This window comes from Streptomyces sp. NPDC001450, assembly GCF_053597295.1.
The window spans coordinates 72368-94097 of record NZ_JBSFHY010000018.1; the positions used below are offsets into that span (position 1 = coordinate 72368).

20 protein-coding genes are annotated in these 21730 nt (G+C 72.5%); 8 read left to right on the forward strand and 12 right to left on the reverse strand.

What is annotated here, in order from left to right:
* Positions 1 to 6 precede the first annotated feature (6 nt).
* The 3 genes from ACWC5O_RS21265 to ACWC5O_RS21275 are packed head-to-tail and all read left to right on the forward strand — an operon-like array spanning position 7 to position 2981.
* Positions 7 to 1638 (forward strand): FAD-dependent monooxygenase, encoded by a 1632-nt coding sequence (locus ACWC5O_RS21265; RefSeq protein ID WP_450589003.1) that lies wholly within the window; start codon positions 7 to 9, stop codon positions 1636 to 1638.
* Between the two features lie 33 nt (positions 1639 to 1671).
* A complete protein-coding gene (locus tag ACWC5O_RS21270) occupies positions 1672 to 2418 on the forward strand; it encodes a MerR family transcriptional regulator (RefSeq protein ID WP_450589001.1) in 747 nt (248 codons plus the stop codon).
* The gene (locus tag ACWC5O_RS21275) at positions 2415 to 2981 is read left to right on the forward strand and encodes a hypothetical protein (RefSeq protein WP_450588999.1); all 567 of its coding nucleotides are present in this window, start codon (positions 2415 to 2417) and stop codon (positions 2979 to 2981) included. Before ACWC5O_RS21270 ends, ACWC5O_RS21275 begins: the two co-directional genes overlap by 4 nt.
* Here ACWC5O_RS21275 and ACWC5O_RS21280 read toward each other — a convergent pair.
* Positions 2968 to 4401 (reverse strand): RNB domain-containing ribonuclease, encoded by a 1434-nt coding sequence (locus ACWC5O_RS21280; protein WP_450588997.1) that lies wholly within the window; start codon positions 4399 to 4401, stop codon positions 2968 to 2970. The two genes, ACWC5O_RS21275 and ACWC5O_RS21280, sit on opposite strands and share 14 nt — an antisense overlap.
* A 76-nt stretch (positions 4402 to 4477) precedes the next feature.
* Here ACWC5O_RS21280 and yaaA point away from each other — a divergent pair, with 76 nt between their 5' ends.
* Entirely contained in the window at positions 4478 to 5269 is a 792-nt protein-coding gene (gene yaaA / locus ACWC5O_RS21285; protein WP_450588995.1) for a peroxide stress protein YaaA, read from the forward strand.
* A gap of 75 nt (positions 5270 to 5344) precedes the next feature.
* Positions 5345 to 5992, forward strand: a complete 648-nt coding sequence (eda, locus tag ACWC5O_RS21290) for a bifunctional 4-hydroxy-2-oxoglutarate aldolase/2-dehydro-3-deoxy-phosphogluconate aldolase (protein ID WP_450588993.1) — start codon at positions 5345 to 5347, stop codon at positions 5990 to 5992.
* Here eda and ACWC5O_RS21295 read toward each other — a convergent pair.
* The 3 genes from ACWC5O_RS21295 to ACWC5O_RS21305 are packed head-to-tail and all read right to left on the reverse strand — an operon-like array spanning position 5964 to position 8899.
* Positions 5964 to 7289: a bifunctional RNase H/acid phosphatase gene (locus ACWC5O_RS21295; protein WP_450588991.1), complete on the reverse strand. Its 1326-nt coding sequence runs from the start codon at positions 7287 to 7289 to the stop codon at positions 5964 to 5966. The two genes, eda and ACWC5O_RS21295, sit on opposite strands and share 29 nt — an antisense overlap.
* Before the next feature lie 12 nt (positions 7290 to 7301).
* Entirely contained in the window at positions 7302 to 8045 is a 744-nt protein-coding gene (locus ACWC5O_RS21300) for a zinc ribbon domain-containing protein (protein WP_450589130.1), read from the reverse strand.
* Positions 8046 to 8059: 14 nt separating this feature from the next.
* Complete coding sequence (locus tag ACWC5O_RS21305) at positions 8060 to 8899, reverse strand: Nif3-like dinuclear metal center hexameric protein (RefSeq protein ID WP_450588989.1); 840 nt, start codon at positions 8897 to 8899, stop codon at positions 8060 to 8062.
* Positions 8900 to 9087: 188 nt separating this feature from the next.
* Between ACWC5O_RS21305 and ACWC5O_RS21310 the strand changes: the two genes are divergently transcribed.
* Positions 9088 to 10266: a hypothetical protein gene (locus tag ACWC5O_RS21310; RefSeq protein WP_450588987.1), complete on the forward strand. Its 1179-nt coding sequence runs from the start codon at positions 9088 to 9090 to the stop codon at positions 10264 to 10266.
* A 319-nt stretch (positions 10267 to 10585) separates the two neighbouring features.
* Here the strand turns inward: ACWC5O_RS21310 and ACWC5O_RS21315 are convergent, their stop codons facing one another.
* Genes ACWC5O_RS21315 through ACWC5O_RS21325 form a run of 3 tightly spaced genes read right to left on the reverse strand, consistent with a single transcriptional unit; the run spans position 10586 to position 13516 of the window.
* Positions 10586 to 11527 carry a 3-oxoacyl-ACP reductase gene (locus tag ACWC5O_RS21315; protein WP_450588986.1) on the reverse strand — a complete coding sequence of 314 codons (942 nt, stop codon included), beginning with the start codon at positions 11525 to 11527 and terminating at the stop codon, positions 10586 to 10588.
* 12 nt (positions 11528 to 11539) lie between these two features.
* A complete protein-coding gene (locus tag ACWC5O_RS21320) occupies positions 11540 to 12616 on the reverse strand; it encodes a Zn-dependent alcohol dehydrogenase (RefSeq protein ID WP_450588985.1) in 1077 nt (358 codons plus the stop codon).
* A gap of 24 nt (positions 12617 to 12640) precedes the next feature.
* Positions 12641 to 13516: a MaoC/PaaZ C-terminal domain-containing protein gene (locus ACWC5O_RS21325; protein WP_450588983.1), complete on the reverse strand. Its 876-nt coding sequence runs from the start codon at positions 13514 to 13516 to the stop codon at positions 12641 to 12643.
* 367 nt (positions 13517 to 13883) lie between these two features.
* Here ACWC5O_RS21325 and ACWC5O_RS21330 point away from each other — a divergent pair, with 367 nt between their 5' ends.
* The gene (locus ACWC5O_RS21330) at positions 13884 to 15161 is read left to right on the forward strand and encodes a sensor histidine kinase (RefSeq protein ID WP_450588981.1); all 1278 of its coding nucleotides are present in this window, start codon (positions 13884 to 13886) and stop codon (positions 15159 to 15161) included.
* Here ACWC5O_RS21330 and ACWC5O_RS21335 read toward each other — a convergent pair.
* Entirely contained in the window at positions 15139 to 16707 is a 1569-nt protein-coding gene (locus ACWC5O_RS21335; protein ID WP_450588979.1) for an alpha-L-arabinofuranosidase B, read from the reverse strand. The genes ACWC5O_RS21330 and ACWC5O_RS21335 overlap by 23 nt on opposite strands.
* A gap of 221 nt (positions 16708 to 16928) precedes the next feature.
* Here ACWC5O_RS21335 and ACWC5O_RS21340 point away from each other — a divergent pair, with 221 nt between their 5' ends.
* Entirely contained in the window at positions 16929 to 17540 is a 612-nt protein-coding gene (locus ACWC5O_RS21340; RefSeq protein ID WP_450588977.1) for a response regulator, read from the forward strand.
* 22 nt (positions 17541 to 17562) lie between these two features.
* On the opposite strand, the gene ACWC5O_RS21345 is transcribed toward ACWC5O_RS21340, so the two are convergent.
* The 4 genes from ACWC5O_RS21345 to ACWC5O_RS21360 all read right to left on the reverse strand — a co-directional run bounded on the left by ACWC5O_RS21345 (position 17563) and on the right by ACWC5O_RS21360 (position 21707).
* Positions 17563 to 18312: a hypothetical protein gene (locus tag ACWC5O_RS21345; protein ID WP_450588975.1), complete on the reverse strand. Its 750-nt coding sequence runs from the start codon at positions 18310 to 18312 to the stop codon at positions 17563 to 17565.
* A 29-nt stretch (positions 18313 to 18341) separates the two neighbouring features.
* Positions 18342 to 18881: a SigE family RNA polymerase sigma factor gene (locus ACWC5O_RS21350; protein WP_386572303.1), complete on the reverse strand. Its 540-nt coding sequence runs from the start codon at positions 18879 to 18881 to the stop codon at positions 18342 to 18344.
* Positions 18882 to 18932: 51 nt separating this feature from the next.
* Positions 18933 to 20420 (reverse strand): MFS transporter, encoded by a 1488-nt coding sequence (locus ACWC5O_RS21355; protein WP_450588973.1) that lies wholly within the window; start codon positions 20418 to 20420, stop codon positions 18933 to 18935.
* A 75-nt stretch (positions 20421 to 20495) separates the two neighbouring features.
* A complete protein-coding gene (locus tag ACWC5O_RS21360; RefSeq protein WP_450589128.1) occupies positions 20496 to 21707 on the reverse strand; it encodes a thiolase C-terminal domain-containing protein in 1212 nt (403 codons plus the stop codon).
* Positions 21708 to 21730 lie beyond the last annotated feature (23 nt).

Here is a 21730-nt window from a genome sequence, read left to right on the forward strand (position 1 = left end):
AAAGCCATGACGACGAACGAGAACATGACGGCGGATTACGACGTGGTGGTGGCCGGCGCCGGGCCCGTGGGACTCTTCCTCGCCTGTGAGCTGGGGCTCGGCGGGGCCCGGGTGCTGGTCGTGGAGCGGCTGACCGAGGTCGACGAGACGATCAAGGCGGGCGCGGTCAACATTCCCAGCGCGGTGGCGTTCTACCGGCGGGGCCTGCTGCCGGAGATGGCGGCGGTGTGGGAGGCGGCGCTGGAACGGATGCGTGCCTTCCGCAAGGAAGGCGGCGAAGGCGACCGGCCCCGCATGCCTCCCAAGTTCGCCGGGCACTTCGCCGGGATCATGATGGATCCCGAGTTGTTCGACGGGTCCGACCCCATCTGGGCCGAGGTCGGCCCGGCCGCCGAGGCCGGTCTGGGTGTGCCGCAGGCCGAGCTGGAGCGGATCCTGGCCCGGCGGGCCGCGCAGCTCGGCGTCGAGGTGCGCCGGGGCGTGGAGCTGACCGGCTTCGCGGCGGACGCGGACGGGAACGGGGACGGGGACGGGGTGACCGTGCACATCCGTGATCGCGAGAGTGGTCCCGAGGAGATCCGGGCCGGCTGGCTCGTGGGGTGCGACGGCGGTCGTAGCACCGTCCGCAAGCTCGCCGGGTTCGACTTCCCGGGTACGGACCCGGAGATCACCGGCTACCAGGCAGTGGTGGAGATGGCCGGCACCGAGCGGCTGGGCGCGGGCTGGAACACGACCGACGTGGGGACGTACGTCCACGGTCCCTTCCCGGGTCGCATCCTCAGCGTGGAGTTCGACGGGCCCCCGGCCGACCGGTCGGCGCCCGTCACCGCCGAGGAACTGCAGGCCAGCCTGCGCCGGGTGTCGGGCGTGCCGGAGGTGAGCATCACGAAGGTGGTCACGGCGACCCGGTTCACCGACAACGCCCGCCAGGTCACCGGCTACCGCAAGGGCCGGGTGCTGCTCGCGGGCGACGCTGCCCATGTGCACTCGCCGTTCGGCGGGCAGGGACTCAACCTCGGTATCGGGGACGCGATGAACCTCGGCTGGAAGCTCGCCGCCGTGGTACGCGGCCGGGCGCCCGAGGCCCTGTTGGACACCTACACCGCCGAACGGCACCCGCTCGGCGCCTGGGTGCTCGACTGGACCCGCGCCCAGATCGCGCTGATGCGCCCCGACCGGCATGCCCGGGCCCTGCGCAAGGTGGTGACGGACATGGCCCTGACCACCACCGGCACCACCTACCTGGTCACGCAGATCTCCGGGGTATGGCAGCGGTACGACCTCCCCGGCGACCATCCGCTGACCGGTCACAGCGCCCCTGACCTCGAGCTCGCCGATGGCACCCGGCTCGGCGACCGTCTGCACACCGGCCGGGCCCTGCTGCTCGACCTCAGGGACGACCCCGAGCTGCGCGCCCGCGCCGAGGGATTCGGCGACCGGCTGGACGTCCTGACCCTCGCCTGCCCCGCCCGACCGGGCCTGGCCGCGCTGTTCGTCCGGCCGGACGGGTTCGTGGCGTGGGCGGCGGACGGCCGGTCTGACGGGGCTGACGGGGCTGACGGGGCTGACGGGGCTGACGGCAAGGACCTGCCCGAGGTCCTGGAACGCTGGCTCGGCACCCCCGCCGGCACCGCTTGACCCTCCCGCGACGTCAACCTCTGTACTGGACCCATGCGGATCGGAGAACTCGCCGCCGTCGTCGGCGTCACCACGCGCGCGGTGCGGCACTACCACCACCTGGGCGTACTGCCCGAACCCGAGCGCCTGTCCAACGGATACCGGCACTACGCCCTCCGGCACGCCGTCGTCCTCGCCCGGATCCGGCGGCTGACCGAGCTGGGGATGGGCCTGACCGAGGTACGGGACGTGCTCGCCGACGACGCAGGCAAGGACCTGGTCGAGGTGCTCACCGAGCTGGACGAGGACCTGGCCCGGCAGGAGGCGGAGATCCGGGAGCGGCGGCAGCGACTGCGGGCGCTGTTGGAGGCCGAGGAGCTGCCCGCCGACGGACCGTTCTCCCCCGAGCTGGCCGGTCTGCTCGCCGGTCTGCCCGGCAGCGACTCCCCCATGGCCGCCAAGGACCGCGAGATCCTCGCCCTGATCGACACCGGCGCGGCCCCCGCGGACCGGGAGCGGCTGCTGTCCGCACTGCGCGGCACCCTGGACGGCCCGGACGCCCTGGCGCGGGCACAGGAGGCGTACGCGCTGCTCGACGCGCTCGCGGACGCCGCACCGGACGACCCGCGCGTGGAGCAGGCTGCGCGGACTCTGGCCGGCCTGGTCCCGACGGAGTTTCTGCCCGCGACGGACTTCGACCGCGACAACGCCTTCCTGCGCGCTCTGTACGCCGACTTCGCGCCCGCCCAGGCCGAGGTGATCCGCCGCCTCCTGCGGATCCTCACCGGGGAACGGCCATGAGAGTCGTCCACGGCCTGGTCCGGCACGAGGCGCGGCTGTTCGCGAGCCTCGTCCTCTGGCTGGCCCGGCGCACCCACGGCACGGCCGGCGGGCGGGCGTTCGGGTACGCGCGCGGGCAGGGCACGACGCTGTTCGGGCTGGGCTTCGTGTGCGTGGTCGAGTCGCTCACGATGTCCGTGCTGCTGCGCAACTGGCCCACCGCGCACCGGGTCGTGCTCCTGCTGGACCTCTACACCCTGCTGTTCGTCGTCGGTCTGCACGCGGCCTGCGTGGTCCGCCCGCACGTGCTCACCCCGGACGCCCTGCGGGTGCGGTACGGCGTCCACGTCGACCTGCGCATACCGCTCGCGGCGATCGGGGCCGTACGACGGGAGACGCGCACCGCCCACGAGCGGACGGCGGGTGAACTCGCCCTCCCCGTCGCGTCCCGGACGACCCTCACCCTCGAACTCACCGCCCCGCTCACCCGGACGACCCTCCTGGGTCGCCGCCGGACGGTGCGCGTGATCCGCCTGCACGCCGAGGACCCCGACGGCCTCGTACGGGCCCTCACGCGGGTGTGAACAGGATCTTCGCTGTGCCCGGATCCGCTCGGACGAGGCGGACCCGCAGGCGTTCGCCGAGCGGCAGGTGCTCGCCCTCGATCCGGCCGATCACGGCCGGGGACTCCAACTGCACGGTGCCGACGGTCGGTTCGTGGTCCGACAGGTCCACCACGCACCCGTCGAAGACGTCTCCGACCCGGTCTTTGAGGAGGGCGGCCTCGACGATGTCGACGCACTCCCGCTCGACCGTGCCCGCGCGGCGGGTGCCGTCGGCCATCTGCTGGGGCAGCACTTCGAGTGCGGCGAGGACCCAGTCGGGCGGGGTGTGGCCGGCGGCGGCCGCGAGGCAGAGTTCGGTGGCGTAGCGGTCGACGAGGCGGCGCAGCGGGGCGGTGCAGTGGGCGTAGGGGGCGGCGACGGCGGCGTGGGTGGTGATCGCTGGCAGGTTCCCGTCCCAGAAGACGCTGTAGCCCGCGCCGCGCAGCAGGGTCGTGCACTCCAGGAGGAAGGCCGCGTGGTGCGGGTCGTGCGGGTCGAGGGTGCGGATCAGCGCCGCGTACGACACGTGGTGCGGCCAGTCGATGTGCAGGGCGACCGCGGTACGGCGCAGCCGGGCCACGGCGCCGTCGGGCGCGGCCGGGAGGGTGCGCAGGATGCCGGCGCCGGTGGCCACCATCAGGTCCGCCGCGGCCATGCCGGTGAGCAGGGAGAGCTGGGCGTTCCAGCCGTCGGCGGGCAGCGGGGCGCGGAAGGCCAGCTCGTAGGTGTGGTCCCGCTCGGTGATCTCCTGCTCGGGGACGCCCAGCGAGATGCCGCCGCGCTCCACCTCCAGGCGCTCCCGGGCCTGGCCGATCTCCCTGAGCAGCGCGACCGGCTCCTCGGCCGTGCCGCTGTCGATCTGCCGCTGCACACCCGCGTAGTCGAGCTTCGCCCGGCTGCGCACCAGGGCCCGGCGCACGTCGACGGCGACGGTACGGCCCTCCGCGTCGAGGTCGAGCGTCCACAGCACGGCGGGCCGGGTGCGGTCGGGCAGCAGGCTCCCGGCGCCCTCGCTGAGCACGGTGGGGTGGAGCGGGACCTTCTGGTCGGGGAAGTAGAGGGTGTTCACCCGCTTGTGCGCCTCCGTGTCCAGCGGCCCGCCGGGTACGACGAAGGCGGCGACGTCGGCGATGGCGTACCGGACCCGGTACCCGGTGCCCTGACGGGACAGGTGGATCGCCTGGTCGAGGTCGGTGGAGCCGGGCGGGTCGACGGTGAAGAAGGGGAGGTCCGTGGCGTCGTACGACGGCAGGGTGGGCGCCTGCGCCGACCGCTCGGCCTCTGCCTGGACCTCGGCCGGGAATGCCTCCGGTACGCCGAGTTCGGCGCGGAGCACGGCGAGGGCGGCCCGAAGGGGGGCCTCGGGGGCGCCGGTCACGCGGATCCTGCGGCGGGGCATGTGTCGAGCGTAGGTCGAAGGCGCTGGGGCAGCACCCCGTACCCTGGCGCAGAACCGGAGAGAAGGAGTACCACCCGTGCTTGTCCTGCTGCCGCCCTCGGAAGGCAAGGCGTCCTCGGGCCGTGGCGCCCCGCTGAAGCTGGAGTCGCTGTCCCTGCCGGGGCTGAGCGACGCGCGGGAGGCCGTGCTCGGGGAGCTCGTCGAGCTGTGCGCCGGGGACCCCGAGCAGAACGAGAAGGCGCGCGAGGTGCTCGGGCTGAGCGAGGGGCTGCGCGGCGAGGTCGCGAAGAACGCCGGACTGCGCACGGCCGGGGCGCGGCCCGCCGGGGAGATCTACACGGGTGTGCTGTACGACGCCCTCGACCTGGCCTCCCTCGACGCGGCCGCGAAGAAGCGGGCCGCCCGGTCGCTGCTGGTGTTCTCGGGGCTGTGGGGCGCGGTGCGCGTCAACGACCGCATCCCCTCCTACCGGTGCTCGATGGGCGTGAAGCTGCCGGGGCTCGGGGCGCTGGGCGCCCACTGGCGGACGCCGATGGCGTCGGTGCTGCCCGAGGCCGCCGCGGACGGGCTGGTCCTGGACCTGCGGTCCGCCGCGTACGCGGCCGCATGGAAGCCGAAGGGCGAGGTGGCCGGGCGTACGGCGACCGTGCGGGTGCTGCACGCGCCGACCCGGAAGGTCGTCAGCCACTTCAACAAGGCGACGAAGGGGCGGATCGTACGGAGCCTGCTGTCGGCCGGGGCCGCGCCGAAGGGGCCCGCCGAGCTGGTGGAGGCGCTGCGGGACCTCGGGTACGCCGTGGAGGCCGCGGCACCGGCGAAGGCGGGGCAGGCGTGGTCGCTGGACGTGCTGGTGGAGGAGATCCACTGAGCCTTTCCTGAGGGCACCTGGCGGGCGTTGCAACATACGCAATGCTCTTTGCGCATCCTGCATTGCGTCGGCAGGATGAGCGGCATGCCCTCGTCTGTGCTGGACCTCGCGCCCGTCGTGCCCGTCGTCGTCGTCGAGGACGCCGCCGACGCCGTACCGCTCGCCCGTGCGCTGGTGGCCGGCGGGTTGCCCGCGATCGAGGTGACGCTGCGGACGCCGGCCGCGCTGGACGCGATCCGGGCGGTCGCCGGTGAGGTGCCGGACGCGGTGGTCGGGGCGGGGACGGTGATCGCGCCGGAGCAGGTGGGCGTGTGCGTGGCGGCCGGGGCGCGGTTTCTGGTCAGCCCCGGGTGGACGGACGCGCTGCTGACGGCGATGCGGGCGTCCGGGGTGCCGTTCCTGCCGGGGGTGTCGACCACCTCGGAGGTGGTGGCACTGCTGGAGCGCGGGGTGCGGGAGATGAAGTTCTTCCCCGCGCAGGCGGCGGGCGGGACCGCCTATCTGAAGTCCCTGGCCGGTCCGCTGCCGCAGGCCCGTTTCTGCCCGACGGGCGGGATCGGGCCCGCGACCGCGCCGGAGTATCTGTCCCTGCCCAACGTCGGCTGCGTGGGCGGGAGCTGGATGGTCCCGGCGGACGCGGTGGCCGCCGGGGACTGGGTCCGGATCGAGGAGTTGGCGCGGGCCGCCGCGGGGCTCAGGGACGCAGGTGGGACGTGTCGTTGAACAGCCGCACGCTCGCGTTGCCGTCCGCGTAGTACGCCACCGCCGACAGGGAGGCCGCGGAGAGTTCCATGCGGAACAGCGACTCGGGCGGGGCGCCCAGTGCGAGGCGGACGAGGGTCTTGACCGGGGTGACGTGTGTGACCAGCAGGACCGTGCGGCCCGCGTAGGCCGCGACCAGCTTCTCCCTGGTGGCCTCCATCCGGGTGGCGGTCTCCGCGAAGCTCTCGCCGCCGCCGGTGGGGTGGGCCTCGGGGTCGGCGAGCCAGGCGTTCAGGTCGTCCGGGTGGCGTTCGCGGACCTCGCCGAAGGTGAGGCCCTCCCAGGCGCCGAAGTCCGTCTCCCGCAGGCCCTCTTCGATCGTGACGCCCAGGCCGAGGCGGGCGGCGACGATGCCGGCGGTTTCGCGGGTGCGGGCGAGGGGGGAGGCGAGGATCGCCTGGATCGTGCCTCGCCTGGCGAGTGCCTCTGCCGCTCGGTGGGCCTGCTCGCGGCCCGCGTCCGAGAGGGAGGGGTTGCTGCCGCCGCTGCCGGAGAAGCGCTTCTGGGGGGTGAGGGGGGTTTCGCCGTGGCGGAGGAGGACGAAGGTGGCGGGGGCGCCGAGGTCGGGAGCGGCGCTCCAGCCGGGGGTGCTGGTGCGATGCTGCTCGTCGGGGGTGGCAGGGCGCTGCTCGCTGGGAGGCGCGCCTTTCTCTGGGACGGGCGCCGCCCCAGCGGCACGACTGCCCGCAGCTGCGTCGGCTGCTGCGGCATCGGCTGCACGGCCTTGCGCCATTGCCGCCCGCGCCTTCGCCGCGCCCGCTGCCGCGTCCCCCGGTGGGCCCGAGGGCTCGGGGACGGGGCGCGGGGTGTCCAGGGCAGCCCTGGACTCGGACGCGGACCACTGGCCGCCCTTGACTCCCGCGTCCATGGCCTCGTTGGCCAGGCGGTCGGCGTGTTTGTTCTGTTCGCGGGGGATCCACTCGTAGGTGATCTGGTCCGCGGGGAAGACCTGGCCCGCCTCCAACGCGAGGGGCTTCATGGCGGGGTGCTTGATCTTCCAACGGCCCGACATCTGCTCGATGACGAGCTTGGAGTCCATGCGGACGTGGATCCGGGCGGTGGGGTCGAGGGCGTGCGCGGCGCGCAGGCCGGCCACCAGGCCCCGGTACTCGGCCACGTTGTTCGTGGCGATGCCGATGTACTCCGCGGCCTCCGCCAGGGTCTCCCCCGTCGCCGCGTCGATCACCACGGACCCGTAGCCCGCGGGCCCCGGGTTGCCCCGTGACCCGCCGTCGGCCTCGACGATGAACTCCCGCACCGCCCCGGCTCCTTACAGGCCCGACTCGGCCGTACGCACCAGGATGCGGCGGCAGTTCTCGCAGCGGACCACCGTGTCCGGCGCCGCCGAACGGATCTCGTTCAGCTCGGTGATGGCCAGCTCCTGACGGCAGCCCTGGCAGGTGCGGGCGTACAGCTTGGCCGCGCCGATGCCGCCCTGCTGCTCGCGCAGCTTGTCGTACAGCTTGAGCAGGTCCGCGGGGACGGAGGCGGCGATGACCTCGCGCTCCTTGGTCACCGAGGCGACCTCGCCGTCGATCTGCTCGAAGGCCGAGTCCCGGCGGGCGCTCGCGTCGTCGGTCTTCGACTGCACGGACCCGACCCGCTCGGTCAGCTCGGTCACCCGCTCCTGCGCGGCCTCGCGGCGCTCCATGACCTCGAGGACGACGTCCTCCAGGTCGCCCTGGCGCTTGGCGAGGGAGGCGATCTCGTGCTGGAGGTTGGACAGGTCCTTGGGCGAGGTCACGGCGCCGGAGTCCAGGCGCTGCTGGTCGCGGGCGGCGCGCTGGCGCACCTGGTCCACGTCCTGCTCGGCCTTGGTCTGCTCGCGGGCGCAGTCGCTCTCCTCGGTCTGCGCGGCCACCAGTAGGTCGCGCAGCTGCGTCAGGTCCTTGTTCAGCGACTCGATCTCGGCGTGCTCGGGCAGCGACCTCCGCTTGTGTGCCAGCTGCTGCAGGCGGACGTCGAGGGCCTGGACGTCGAGGAGTCGGATCTGGTCGGCGGGCGCGGCGTTCAGTTGGGGGCTCCCGGTTAACTAGTGGTGACGTTGGACGCCGCGTGGGCGGTCCAGGGGTCGGTGACCGTCTTGGACACGTGGACGCGCAGGTCCCAGCCGTGGCGGTCGGAGATCTCGTCGAGCTGGGCTGCGGCCAGCTCGCACCAGGGCCACTCGGTGGCCCAGTGCGCCGCGTCGAGCAGCGCGAGGGGGCTCTGCGCCACGGCCTCGGAGGCGGGGTGGTGGCGCAGGTCGGCGGTGAGGAAGGCGTCGACGCCGGCCGCGCGGACCTGGTCGAAGAGGCTGTCGCCGGAGCCGCCGCTGACAGCGACCGTGCGGACGACGGCCTCGGGGTCGCCGGCCACCCGGATGCCCTGCGCGGTGGCGGGCAGCCGTTCGGCGGCGCGGGCGGCCAGCTCGCGCACGGTCAGGGGGTGGTCGAGTTCGCAGACGCGGCCCAGGCCCCGGCGGCCCTCGGGGTCGGTCGGGTCCGGCACGAGGGGGCGTACGACACGGAGGTCGAGCGCACCCGCGAGGGCGTCCGAGACGCCCGGGTCGGCGGTGTCGGCGTTGGTGTGGGCGACGTGCAGCGCGATGTCGTTCTTGATCAGCGTGTGCACGATCCGGCCCTTGAAGTGCGTGGCCGCGACCGTGGTCGTACCGCGCAGGTAGAGCGGGTGGTGGGTGACCAGCAGGTCGGCGCCCAGCTTCACCGCCTCGTCGACGATGTCCGGCACCGGGTCGACGGCGAACAGGACCCGGGTGACCCCCTGGTCGGGGTCGCCCACGACCGTGCCGACCGCGTCCCAGGACTCGGCCCGCTCGGCGGGCCACAGGTTCTCCAGCGCGGCGATGACTTCAGACAGACGGGGCACGGGGAAAAGGCTACCTGGCTGTTCTGCCGGGCTGTACCGCATCCGCTCCCCCTGGTCCCGCTCAGCACAAACGCCCCGGTCTCCTCAGAGGAATCGCTTCTGCGCCACACGTATGTGTGAAGCCGGGGTCGGGCGATCCCACGCCCGCGCGTGCGAAAACTAGCTTCGTCGCCGGAGGTGACCGAACGATGACTGCCTGTGCGATCGAACCCCCCTCCACCGGTGAGGACGACGGTGTGCCGGGGACGCGGTGCGCCATCACGGCGGACGGCGCGTACGCCGCCCGCCTGGCGCTGGACGGCGACTCCTGGTTCCCGGAGCGCTGGACCCTGGACGGCCCGGAGCCGTACGCGGTGCCGCTGCCCGGCAACCAGCCGGAGGAGCCCGGCACCCAGGTGCAGCCGATGGCGGACGGGCGGGTGCTGATCCGGCGGCTGGTGGAGCGCCGGCACACCTTCTCACTGCTGTACCCGACCGGCCCCGGCACCGGCCAACTGCCGCTGGGCGCGGTGGAGTGCCCGGAGCCGGGCACCCGGCTCACGCTGCTGCCCTCGGCGCCGGGCGGGGTGCGCGCGTACGCCCTCGCGGTCGGTCCGACCTCGAGCGCGGTGTGGCTGGTGGCGGGCGGCGCCTTCGGGCCCGAGCAGCTGGCGGAGGTGCCGGGGCGCTGCTCGGGCGGGGCCTGGCTGGACCGTGGCGGGCGGATGCTCGCGCTGGACCGGGAACTCGGCGGGCGCACCAAGACGGTCGTGGTCGACCTGGAGCGCGGCGGCGAGATCTCGCCCCTGCTGCAGATCGCGGAGGGCAGCGACGACCGGTTGCTGCTCGCCGACCCGGACAGCGGGCTGCTGCTGATCTCCTCGGACGCGCCCTCCCCGGGGCAGGAACGATTGGGCTGGGGGGTCATGGGAAGCACGCTGCCGGTGCGGTTCCCGGAGTGCCTGCGGGTCCCGGACTGTGCGGTGACGCCGTTCGCGATCCAGCCGGGGCAGATGCTGATGCCGGAGACCTGTGCGGTGGCGCTGCGCATCGCCGGGCCGTTCGGCAGCTGGCTCGGCACCTGGCGGCCGGCCGAGCGGCAGGTGTGCCATCTCCCGGCGCCCGAGGGGTGGTTGACCGGGTCCGGGCTGTGGACGCAGGACGGGGTGCTGCGGCTGCCGTACGCCACGGGGGAGGTCCCGTGCGGCGTGGCGGAGCTGACGGCGCCCAGGGGGGAGGCGGGTCCGGGGGATCCGGTCCGGAACGGCACGGCTGCCGGGGTGCCCGAGGCGCCCTGGGAGACGGCGGAACCGGATCCTCCGGGACCGGTGACGGTCCGTCCGGTACCGCTGCAACAGGCGCCTCTCGGCCGACTTGTAACGAAGTAGCACCGGTCGGCGTGCCCGCCTGGATTCGGCCCGTGGTGCGCCGGTTAAACTCGCCGCGCTGTAAGAGATCTTGTTGACGGGGTGAATTCTTCCGATGAGCGACACCAGCACGACTCAGCCGCTGTCTGCCGACTCTCAGAACGCGGCCGGACACGGCCGGCACCGGGGCCCGATCGCGGCCCAGGACAGTGAGACGGCTCCGCACGGGCGTCACCGTAAGCCGGCCCAGGAGACAGCCGAGGCGGCTGCCTGACGGTAGTGAGAAAGAGGGGGTGCCCGTCGACCGGCGGGCACCCCCTCTCTCGTTCTCCCGTCGCGTTCAGCCGCGCTTGAGGCCCAGCACCTCGGCCGCGGCGAACGTCTCCCGCGGCGGCCGCTCCGCGTAGTGCGGGGTGAGCAGCGCGTCCAGCTCGTCGTAGCTGAACGTCTCCTGCTTGCTGTCGAACTTCGCCTGCACCCGCGGCCGTTCCACCACGGCGACCATGCCGCCGTGGACGACGAGCAGCTGCCCGTTGACCCGGGCGGCGGCGGGTGAGGCCAGGTAGCCGACGAGCGGGGCGACGTGCTCGGGGGCGAGCGGGTCGAGGCTGCCCGCGTCCGGTTCCTGGAAGCCCTCGAAGACGTCCGCGGTCATCCGGGTCCGGGCGCGCGGGCAGATCACGTTGGCCGTGACGCCGTACTTGGCGAGGGCGAGGGCGGTGGAGGTGGTCAGGCCGACGATCCCGCCCTTCGCCGCCGCGTAGTTGGGCTGTCCGGCGGAGCCGGCCAGGAACGCCTCAGAGGAGGTGTTCACGATCCTCCCGTACACCTGTGCCCCGGCCGCCTTGGCCCGGTCGCGCCAGTGTGCGGCGGCGAAGCGGGTGGTGTTGAAGTGTCCCTTGAGGTGGACGCGGATGACCGAGTCCCACTCGTCCTCGGTCATGGAGAAGACCATGCGGTCGCGAAGGATGCCCGCGTTGTTGACGAGGATGTCCAGCTTGCCGAACTCGGCGATCGCCAGGCCGACGAGTTCCCGGGCCTGCGCGAAGTCGGCCACGTCTCCGGTGTGCGCGACCGCCCGGCCGCCGCTGTCGCGTATCTCGGCGGCGACCTGCTCGGCGGGCCCGGCCGAGGCCGTGCCGGAGCCGTCGCGGCCCGGCTGTCCGTAGTCGTTGACGACGACGGCCGCGCCGAGCCGGGCGAGTTCGAGTGCCTCGGCCCGGCCGAGCCCGCGCCCGGCGCCGGTGACGACGGCGGACAGTCCCTCAAGTGGCAGTGACATTCCGGTCCGTCCTCAGATCTCGATGCACGTACGCAGGGCCGTCCCGGTACGCATCTGGTCCAGGGCCTCGTTGATCTCCGCCAGCGGCACCCGGTGGGTGATCAGGCCGGCCAGGTCGACGCGGCCCGCCCGCCACAGGGCGATGGTGCGCTCGTAGGAGCTGAGGACGTCCCCGCCGCCGTACATGGAGGGCAGGATCCGCTTCTCGTCGAAGAACAGCTCGAACATGTTGAGCTGCAGGAAGTCGTCCATGGCGCCCGCGCCGACCACGACGAGGGTGCCGCCGCGCCGGGTGTTCTCGTACGCGGTGCGGGCGGTTGCGGACCTGCCGACGACCTCGAAGACGTAGTCGAAGCCCTCGCCGCCGGTGACCTGCTGCTTGGCGTCGGCCAACTCCTCCGGGGAAACGGCCTTCGTGGCACCGAACTTGAGCGCCGACTCGCGCCGGGAGGCGACCGGGTCCACGGCGACTATCTCGGCGGCGCCCTTCAGCCGGGCCCCCTGCACCGCGGAGATGCCGACGCCGCCGCAGCCGATGACGGCGACCGACGAACCGGCCTCCACGTCGGCGGTGTTGAGGGCGGCGCCGAGTCCGGTCGTCACCCCGCAGCCGATGAGGGCGGCGATGTCGAAGGGCACGTCGTCCGGGATCGGCACCGCGCAGCCCGCGTCCACGACGACCTCCTCGGCGAAGGTGCCGGTGCCCGCGAAGCCGAAGACGTCAGCGCCGGAGCGCTTGAAGTTGGGGGTGCCCGCGTTCATGAACCCGGCCAGGCACAGCTCGCTCTGGCCCCGCCTGCAGGCGGGACAGGCGCCGCAGGCGGGCAGCCAGCAGATGACGACCCGGTCACCGGGCTTCAAGTGGCTGACATTCTCTCCGACTTCGAGGATCTCGCCCGCGCCCTCGTGACCGGGCACGAAGGGGGCCGGCTGGGGCAGTACCCCGTTCATCGCGGACAGGTCCGAGTGGCACAGCCCGGTGGCCCGCACCCGGACCCTCACCTTGCCGGGCCCAAAACCCACCGCCTCGATGTCGTCGAGGATCTCCAGCTTTTCCTGGCCGATCTCGTGCAGTACGGCTGCGCGCATGGTGCGGCTCCCCTCGGAGGCTCTTCAGGAGTGCTGAACGACGGTGTCGGCCAGGACGGGCGCGTCTGCCCGCTCAACGGCGCTCACGGCGACCCGCACCTGGCCCTGCTCGCGCCACATCCGGATCCGCAGGGTCTCCCCCGGGTACACGACCCCGGCGAACCGCGTGCTGTACTCGCGCACCCGGGTCACATCGCCGCCGAGCAGCGTGTCCACGACCGCCTTGAGGGTGATGCCGTAGGTGCACAGCCCGTGCAGGATGGGCCGGTCGAACCCGGCGAGCTTGGCGAACTCGGGGTCGGCGTGCAGGGGGTTGCGGTCGCCGGAGAGGCGGTAGAGCAGGGCCTGGTCGGCGCGGATCGGGCGCTCGACGGTCCGGTCGGGCTCGCCGGTGGGGGGCTCCAGTCGGGTGGAGGGGCCGCGGTCGCCGCCGAAGCCGCCCTCTCCCCGTACGAAGATCTGCGCGTCGTCGGTCCACAGCGGCCCGTCGGCGTCAGTGACCTCGGTGCGCAGCACGAGCACGGCCGCCTTTCCCTTGTCGTACACGGCGGCGACGCGGCGGGTGGCGGTCGCGGTGCCCGTCACCGGGATGGGACGGTGGATCTGCAGCGTCTCGCCGCCGTGCAGGACCTTGGCGAGCTCGACCTCGATCCCGGGCAGGGACAGCCCGCTGATGACACCGGGGGCGCCGGAGCCCGCGACTGCGGCGAAGCTCGGCAGGACGTGAAGCCGGGACTCCAGGGTGTAGCGCAGCTCGTCGGGGTCGGTGGCGGGGCTGTCCTTGTCCGGGTTCGCGCCGGCGCCGATGCCGAGGTGGTAGAGCTGGACGTCCTTGGCGGTCCAGGTGATCTCACCGGTCCGGGGCTCGGCGGCGAGGGCCTTGGCTGCGTCGATGGGCATGGGGCTCCTGACGGGTCTCAAGACCTCGGTGCGGACGTCCGCACCGTCGGCCGCACCGAGGTCGTCCACGGGCGGATCTAGAACGCGTTCCAGTCCGGCGCCCCCTGTATAGCCCAGCACTCCGCACTTGTGAAGGCTCCTGACGCCGTGTCAGGTGACTCGGCGGTGACATTTGTACTGCCCGAGTGCGGACATCCGCATCTGCCGGGGAACGGTCCGGACTCCTACCGTCGTAGGCATGGGACAGACGCGGCGCGCCACACCCGGTGCGATCATCGTGATGACCATCTGGCAGCCGGCGCCCGGTTCGTACGCCGTGCTGTCGTACCGCCGCAGGGCGGGGACCACTTGATCGGGGGACGAAGAGATGTCGTGGTGGACGCAGGCGAGATGCCGCATCCGGGCCGTACAGGAGGCGCGGGCCCGGTGGCGGGCGGACATGGAGCGGTTCCGGGCCGCGCAGCGGGCCGCCCGGAAGAACGGGGACGCCTCGGGCGTCGACCACCCGGGCCCGCCGCCCACCGGCTTCGCGCTGCTGCCCTGGCTGCTGATGGGGATGGGGTCCTTCTCCAACGTGCTGCAGGGCAGGACACCGAACCCGTGGGTCGGCGGCCTGGGGCTGCTCGCCTTCAACTCGCTGTACGTCTACGTCACCTTCCGCTCCTTCGACCGGGCGAAGCGCGAGGCGGTCTCCACCCGGGTGGCGCTGGGACTGATGGGCCTGCTGACCACGGGCCTGGCCGTCGGATACGGCGGCAACTGGCTGATGTTCTTCCCGCTGCTGGGCCTCGCGACGGGCGCCACACTGCGCGGCCCCTGGCTGGGCCGCACCGGCGTGCTGCTCGCGGTGTACGCGGGAGCCGTCTCCGGCGTGCGCGACGGCTGGGGGGACGCGACGAACATCGGCTACGCGACCTTCCTGTCGAGCATGGTGACCGCCGCGATCCTCGGCCTGTCCGAGGCCGTGCGGGAACTGCGCGCCGCCCGGGAGGAGCTGGCCCGGCGGGCGGTGGAGAAGGAGCGGCTGCGCTTCTCCCGCGATCTGCACGACCTGCTCGGCCACACCCTGTCGGTGATCGTGGTGAAGTCGGAGGCGGCCCGGCGGCTGGCCCCGCGCGACATGGACGCGGCGCTCACGCAGATCGGTGACATCGAGTCGGTGGGCCGGCAGGCGCTCACCGAGATCCGCGAGGCGGTGACCGGCTACCGCGAGGGCAGCCTGGCCACCGAGCTGACCCGGGCCCGCTCGGCGCTGTCCGCGTCGAGCGTGGAGCCGGCGGTGCGCCAGTCCGGGACGCCGCTGGCCCCGCAGACCGAGGCGCTGCTCGGCTGGGTGGTGCGCGAGGCGGTCACCAACGTCGTCCGGCACAGCGACGCCTCCCGCTGCGAGATCACCATCGAGAGCACCGCCGAGCAGGCCCGGCTCACCGTCACCGACAACGGCACCGGCAAGGCCGTCACGCGCGCCGCGGAGGGCATCGGCGGCACCGGTCTGACGGGCCTGACCGAGCGCCTCGCGGCGGCGGGCGGCTCCCTCAGGGCCGGCCCGTCGCCGCGAGGCGGCTTCACGGTCACCGCCGAACTCCCGGTGGAGCCGACGGAACTGACCGCGGTGGGAGCGGTTACGGCGCCCAGGGCGAGCTGACCGCCCAGCTGACGTCGTCGCTCCACGAGGAGCTGCTGTCCCACGCGTTGGAGCCGCCGTTGCTCGCTATGTAGACATTGAGGTTGTAGTGGCGCAGGTACCTCGTCGGGTAGTTGTACGAGGCGAACGAGGTGCCCGTGCCGCTCTTGCCGGTCTGCGGGCAGAAGGTGGCGTCGGCCCGGAACTGGCTGGAGCCGTCCATGGGCTGCCGGTGGAGCAGGTAGTTGTAGTGGCGCAGGAAGTCACCGGGATAGTTCCGCGACTCGAAGGAGACGCAGGAGCTGTCGGCGAGCCCCCGGCGCACGATCCAGGTCGCGTCGTTCTTGTCGAGGGACGAACTGCTCGACGTCACCGACGAGATGACGGCCGTGTCGTTCTGGTGGCGGACGTAGTCGGTGGTGCAGCAGGAAGTCGTCGCGCGCAGCGAGATCTCCGAGCCGGCGCTGAGCGTGCCGGTGCTGCCGGTCGGGCCGCCGTAGCCGACGGAGACGATGTTGGACTGGACGGCGTCGTCGGCGGCGTCGGTCGGGATGCCGGAGGTCATGACGCCCTCGAAGAAGGACCCGATGGAACCGTTGCTGTTGTCGCCGCCGGTGCCGAGGACGATCGCGCCCTCCTGGTGCATCGGCGAGTAGCCACTGGTGGTCGGCTCTCCGCCGGAATAGGTGGTCGTCAGTCCGCCGGATTGCGTATTTCCGTATTTCAGCGCGAAATGGTTCTGCCCGTTGTTCTTGAGCAGCGCGGTCACGAACGGCAGCGGTCCGGTGCCGGTGTTGGACGTGTTCTTGCTGTACCCGGCGTCGGACTGGAACAGCCCGTTCTCCAGGTCGGCCTGCACCCACGGCCCCTGTCCGTAGCAGGGCGAGAACCAGCACTCGGTGCCGAAGTTGATGGCGTCCATGTGGCCGTTGCCGGTGTCCAGGTTGTTCGTCTCGGCGTTGCCGTAGTCGAAGCAGCAGCGACCGTTGACGTGGGTGCCGGAGGTCACCATGTACATCCCCTCGGCCTGCCCGTTCACGGCCACGCCCGAGGTGGAGTTGTCGCGGTAGCCCATGCCGGCGGAGATCTCCAGGCCGTAGACCTGGTGTCCGCCGACGGTCACCGGCAGGGCGTCCGCGGGCGCCCCGACATCGGCCGCGCCGGCGCCGCCCGCGCCCTCGACGGTGAGGTGGTTGTGGCGTGGGGACTGGTCGTAGATCTCGGTGATGATGCAGGTCGTGCCGGAGCAGAAGGAGTCCTGGGCGGCCGCGTTGGCGTATCCGCCGGTGGCCAGCAGGCCGATGTTCGCGGTGGCGCCGTCGGAGGCCCGCTTCACCTGGTACAGCGAGCCGCTGTACGACGAGTACAGCGCCCGGACCAGGCTGTGCGCGGCGACGCAGGGAGTGCCTGCGGCCGCGTAGACGTCACAGGGCAGCGAACTCGCGGCGGCGGCCTGCGGGGTGCCGACGCCGACGACGAGCGCGGCGACGGTCGCGAAGGCCGCGAGCACGGACAGGGCGGCTTTTCTGAGCCGCCGCGGACATGAGCGCAGGAGTGTGGGGAGCACGTGCACCTCTTCGGTTCCTCGTAGGGCGGTGCGGGGGCGGTCGAGTGGTTCGATATACCGAACGTCGTTCGATCGATATACCGAACCCATTCGACGTCGAAATGCCGAACAATTGCCGGAAATGCAGAGGCGATTGTTTGCGGGTCCCCGCGGGCCGTCAACCCCTGCGGACTCGAACCATGACGAGTCTTTAGTTTCCCGCCCTTGGCTACGCTGGGACCGTGAAGAACATCCGGGTCCTCCTCGCCGAGGACCAGGGCATGATGCGCGGCGCGCTCGCCCTGTTGCTCGGCATGGAGGACGACATCGAGGTGGTCGCCCAGGTCGCGACCGGTGACGCGATCGTGGCGGCCGCGCTGTTGCACCGGCCGGACGTGGCCCTGCTGGACATCGAACTCCCGGGCATCAGCGGCCTGGACGCGGCGGCCGAGCTGCGTGAGCAGGCCCCCGACTGCCGGGTGTTGATCCTGACCACCTTCGGCCGGCCCGGCTATCTGCGCCGGGCCATGGAGGCCGGAGCGGCAGGCTTCCTGGTCAAGGACGGGCCGGTGGAGGAACTGGCCCAGGCGATCCGGCGCGTGCTCACCGGGGAGACCGTGGTCGATCCGGCGCTGGCCGCGGCCGCGCTCAGCGCCGGGCCGAATCCGCTGACCGCCCGGGAGTGCGAGGTGCTGAAGGCCTCGGCGGACGGGGCGACGGTCGCCGACATCGCCGGCCGGCTCCATCTGTCCGAGTCCACGGTCCGCAACTACCTGTCGTCCGCGATCGGCAAGACGGGCACACGGAACCGGGCGGAGGCGGTGCGGGAGGCCCGGCAGCAGGGATGGCTGTGAGCACCGCCCGGCCTGGGTCGCCTTACTGGATCACCTCCGCCGACCGGTAGCTCGTCCCCTCCGGTGCCACGCACCCGAACCAGCTCATCGGAAAGCCGGCCGCCCGCTGAGGCAGATCCACGGTGCTCGTGCCGTCCTTCCAGGTGCACTTGACCTGCTGGGCGGTGTTGGCGACCATGCCGATCACCAGACGGCCGGAGCTCTCGGGTTCGTACCCCAGACGGGTCGCGGCGGCCTCCAGGTCCGTGCCCGAGAAACGCTCCAGCTTCTTCACCGTGTTGAACATCACCTGCTGCGGGCGGTGGTCGCCGTAGGCCCGGGTCACGAAGAACGAGACCTTGCCGATCAGGTCGGCGGGCTTGTGGACCTCCGCCGGCTCGAGCCCCAGCCTGTCCATGGCCTGGAACTGCCGGGCCGCTTCCGCCTGGTCGCGCGGCGCTCCCCACAACTCGACGGCGGCACGCCACTGCTTGCCGCGATACATCCCCCGGGCCAGCTCGGTCCGCTGCGGCTCGTACACATGCCGGGCCTCAGCCGAGGCCGGCGGCTTCGCCACGTGCGCCTGCCGGTCCGCAGGGCCGCCGCCCGGCAGCCCCGTCACCGCCAGGGCCCCCGTCGATCCGGCCACCACCAGCGCCGTGGCCGTCGCCACCGCCCAGCGCCGTGCTCTGCGCCGCCGGCCGCCGCGGATGACCGCCTGCACCGGGGCTATACCGATCTCGACCTCGTCCGCGGCGTCCGCGAGGAGGAGGGCGATGTCCGTCTGGCTCATGTCGTGGTTCCTGTTCCGGTCCGCGCTCATCACTTCCGCCCTCCCTGCGTCACCATCTCGGCCAGTCCCGGTATGGCGCGGAGTTTCGCGATCCCCTTGGCCGCGTTGCTCTTCACCGTGCCGACCGAGCAGCCCATCGCCTCCGCCGCCTGGGTCTCCGTCAGGTCCTCCCAGTAGCGCAGGACCACCGCCTCCCGCTGCCGCGCGGGCAGTTGGGCGAGCGCCTTGAGCAGGGCACTGCGGTCGTCGGCCTGCGCGATGCGGTCGCCCGTGTCGGGCACCTCGTGCACCAGGCCCGAGTCGTCCCTCGGCGCGAGGAACTCCTTCAGCCTTCTTCTGTGCTTGCGCGCGTGCGCGTTGATCATCACGCGCCGTACGTACGCCTCCGGGTCGTCGGCCGAGCCGACCCTGCGCCAGGCCACATAGACCTGCTCGAGCGTCGACTGGACCAGGTCCTCCGCGGCGTGCTGCTCCCCCGTGAGGAGAAATGCCGTACGCATCAGCCGCGGCCAGCGGCCGATCATGAAGCTCTGGAACTCCTCGTTCCGAGCCTGCTTCCCGTCCCCCATGGGCACCTCCTAGATGTCAAAAGGAGTCCATGGGCCGCCCGGACCGTTGCCTCACCTCACGGAACTCGTCGAAATTTTCTTCGGCAGCCAGAGCAGCATGAGCACCACCCCGCCCAGCAGCACCCCGGTCCCGGTCCGGAACGCCAGCGCGTACCCCTCGGTCAGGGCCTCGGCCCCGACGCCGCTGCCGGTGTGCGCCGTACGCGTTGCCGCGATCGTGGACATCACCGCGAGCCCCAGCGAACCGCCCATCGTGCGGGAGGTGTTGACCAGACCGGACACCAGCCCGGCGTCGGAGGCCGACGCCCCCGAGGTGGCAAGCGCGGCCAGCGGCGTCGCCGAGAGCCCGGCGCCCAGCATCATGAGGATCCCCGGGCCCATGACGGAGGTCGGGTAGGCACCGTGCGCGGTCATCGTCGACTGCCACGCGAAGCCGGCGGCCGCGATCAGCGCCCCCACCACGGCCACGGTGCGCGCACCCAGCGCCGGCAGGAAGCGGGGCGCCAGCTTGGAGCCGAGCACCACGGCGAGGGAGCTGGGCACCAGTGCGAGTCCGGCGACCAGCGGCGAGTAGCCCAGCACGTTCTGCGCGTACAGCGTCATGAAGAACCACATGCAGAACATCGCCGAACCGCTCAGGAACATCGCGGTGTTCGACGACGCCACCGAGCGCAGCCGGAACAGTCCGAGCGGCATCAGCGGGGCCGGGGTGCGGGCCTCGACGGCGAGGAACAGTCCGACCAGCGCGAGCCCGGCGGCCAGTGGCACCAGCGTGGCCGCCGCCGTCCACCCCTCGCTCTCGGTCCGTGAGATGCCGTACGCCAGCGTCGCCAGACCCGCCGTCACCAGCAGAGCGCCCGGCAGGTCGAGCCGCCGCCCTCCCCCAAGCTTCTCAACTTCGTTCGAGCAGGGGGGACCCCCATCCGCCCGGCTCTCCAGCAGCCACCGCAGCGAGCCGGCGAGCACCACCGCACCGACGGGCACGTTGATCAGCAGCACCCACCGCCAGTCCAGCACGTCCACGAGGGCCCCGCCGACCAGTCCGCCCGCGGCACCGCCGCCGGCGCCGACCGCGGTCCAGGTCGCGATCGCCCGGGCCCGGGCCGGCCCCTCGGCCACCGCGGCCGTCAGCAGCGTCAGGGTCGAGGGCGCCAGCACCGCCGCGCCCAGCCCCTGCACGGCCCGCGCCAGCAGCAGCTGCCAGCCGTCCTGGGCCAGCCCGCCGCCCAGCGAGGCCAGCGTGAACAGGCCGAGCCCGACGAGGAACATCCGCTTGCGGCCGTAGAGGTCACCGGCCCGCCCGCCGAGCAGCATGAACCCGGCGAAGGCGATGGCGTACGCGTTCACCACCCACTGGAGGCCCGACGTGCTCAGCCCGAGGTCGGTGCGCATCGACGGCAGGGCGACGTTCACCACGGACACATCGAGCACGACCAGGAACTGTCCGGCACAGGCCAGCGCCACCACCAGCCAGGTGGGCGGGGTGACGCGGCGGGATATGAGGGGCGAGGTGTCGGCGGCTTCCAGCATGGGTGTCATGTTCTCAACCCGGTTACGGTCCTTGCATCGGCATTTCGGACCACCGGGTCCTGGGTCGTACGACCTACACCCGGGCTACGCCGCCCGCAGCAGTGTGACCACCGCCGCCCCGCCCAGCCCGATGTTGTGGGCGAGGCCCACCCGGGCCCCGGGCACCTGCCGTTCCCCCGCCTCGCCGCGCAGCTGCCAGACCAGCTCGGCGGCCTGGGCGAGGCCGGTCGCGCCCAGCGGGTGCCCCTTGGAGATCAGCCCGCCGGAGGGGTTCACCACCCAGCGGCCGCCGTACGTCGTCGCCCCCGACTCGACGAGTTTGCCGGACTCGCCCACCGGACACATGCCGAGCGCCTCGTACGTCAGCAGTTCGTTGACGGAGAAGCAGTCGTGCAACTCCACGACGTCCACGTCCTCGATGCCGAGCCCGGCCCGCTCGTACGCCTGCCGTGCCGCCTCGCGGGACATCGGCTGTCCGACGACGTCGATGCACGAGCCGGACGCGAAGGACTCCTCGGTGTCCGTGGTCATGGCCTGCCCGGCGATCTCGGCCAGGCCGGTCAGCGAGCGCTCCTCGGCGAACCGCTCCGACACCACCACGGCCGCCGCCGCGCCGTCCGAGGTCGGCGAGCACTGCAGCTTGGTCAGCGGCCGGTGCACCATGCGCGCGGCCAGGATGTCGTCCACCTCGTACACGTCCCGGAACTGGGCGTTGGGGTTGTGCGCCGAGTGGCGGTGGTTCTTGGCGGCGACCGCGGCGAACTGGGCCTCGGTGGTGCCGTACCGCTCCATGTGCTCGCGGGCTGCGGCACCGAAGATCTGCGCGGTCGGCGGGGTCATCTCGAAGCCGTGCCGGGCGGCCATGATCCCGTAGTGCCGGGCCACGGGTGACGTGGAGCTCCAATCATCAGCGGCTCCGCCGCGGGCACCGCCGTCGGCGCCTCCCCCGAGCGCGCCCTTCTTCATCTTCTCGAAGCCCAGCGCCAGCACGCAGTCCGAGGCGCCGCCCTCGACCAGCTGCCGGGCCAGCATCAGCGCGGTGGCGCCGGTCGCGCAGTTGTTGTTGACGTTGTAGACGGGGACTCCGGTCAGGCCGAGCTCGTAGGCGGCGCGCTGGCCGGCGGTCGAGGGCTGGAAGCAGTAGCCGACGGGAACCTGTTCCACATCGGTGTAGTCGACCCCGGCGTCGGCGAGCGCCGCACCCCCCGCCTCCCGCACCATGTCCCAGTACTGCCATTCCCGGGTCTCGGGCTTCTCGAAGCGGGTCATCCCGACCCCGGCGACATAGGCCTTCATGGCGCGCCAGACTAGAACGCGTT

What these genes read in the sequence shown, in the direction of transcription:
- ACWC5O_RS21265 (WP_450589003.1), top strand. Translation starts at nt 7, where the DNA reads ATGACGACGAACGAGAACATGACGGCGGATTACGACGTGGTGGTGGCC.
- ACWC5O_RS21270 (WP_450589001.1), top strand. Translation starts at nt 1,672, where the DNA reads ATGCGGATCGGAGAACTCGCCGCCGTCGTCGGCGTCACCACGCGCGCG.
- ACWC5O_RS21275 (WP_450588999.1), top strand. Translation starts at nt 2,415, where the DNA reads ATGAGAGTCGTCCACGGCCTGGTCCGGCACGAGGCGCGGCTGTTCGCG.
- ACWC5O_RS21280 (WP_450588997.1), bottom strand. Translation starts at nt 4,401, where the DNA reads ATGCCCCGCCGCAGGATCCGCGTGACCGGCGCCCCCGAGGCCCCCCTT.
- eda (WP_450588993.1), top strand. Translation starts at nt 5,345, where the DNA reads ATGAGCGGCATGCCCTCGTCTGTGCTGGACCTCGCGCCCGTCGTGCCC.
- ACWC5O_RS21310 (WP_450588987.1), top strand. Translation starts at nt 9,088, where the DNA reads ATGACTGCCTGTGCGATCGAACCCCCCTCCACCGGTGAGGACGACGGT.
- ACWC5O_RS21315 (WP_450588986.1), bottom strand. Translation starts at nt 11,527, where the DNA reads ATGTCACTGCCACTTGAGGGACTGTCCGCCGTCGTCACCGGCGCCGGG.
- ACWC5O_RS21320 (WP_450588985.1), bottom strand. Translation starts at nt 12,616, where the DNA reads ATGCGCGCAGCCGTACTGCACGAGATCGGCCAGGAAAAGCTGGAGATC.
- ACWC5O_RS21325 (WP_450588983.1), bottom strand. Translation starts at nt 13,516, where the DNA reads ATGCCCATCGACGCAGCCAAGGCCCTCGCCGCCGAGCCCCGGACCGGT.
- ACWC5O_RS21330 (WP_450588981.1), top strand. Translation starts at nt 13,884, where the DNA reads ATGTCGTGGTGGACGCAGGCGAGATGCCGCATCCGGGCCGTACAGGAG.
- ACWC5O_RS21345 (WP_450588975.1), bottom strand. Translation starts at nt 18,312, where the DNA reads ATGAGCCAGACGGACATCGCCCTCCTCCTCGCGGACGCCGCGGACGAG.
- ACWC5O_RS21350 (WP_386572303.1), bottom strand. Translation starts at nt 18,881, where the DNA reads ATGGGGGACGGGAAGCAGGCTCGGAACGAGGAGTTCCAGAGCTTCATG.
- ACWC5O_RS21355 (WP_450588973.1), bottom strand. Translation starts at nt 20,420, where the DNA reads ATGACACCCATGCTGGAAGCCGCCGACACCTCGCCCCTCATATCCCGC.
- ACWC5O_RS21360 (WP_450589128.1), bottom strand. Translation starts at nt 21,707, where the DNA reads ATGAAGGCCTATGTCGCCGGGGTCGGGATGACCCGCTTCGAGAAGCCC.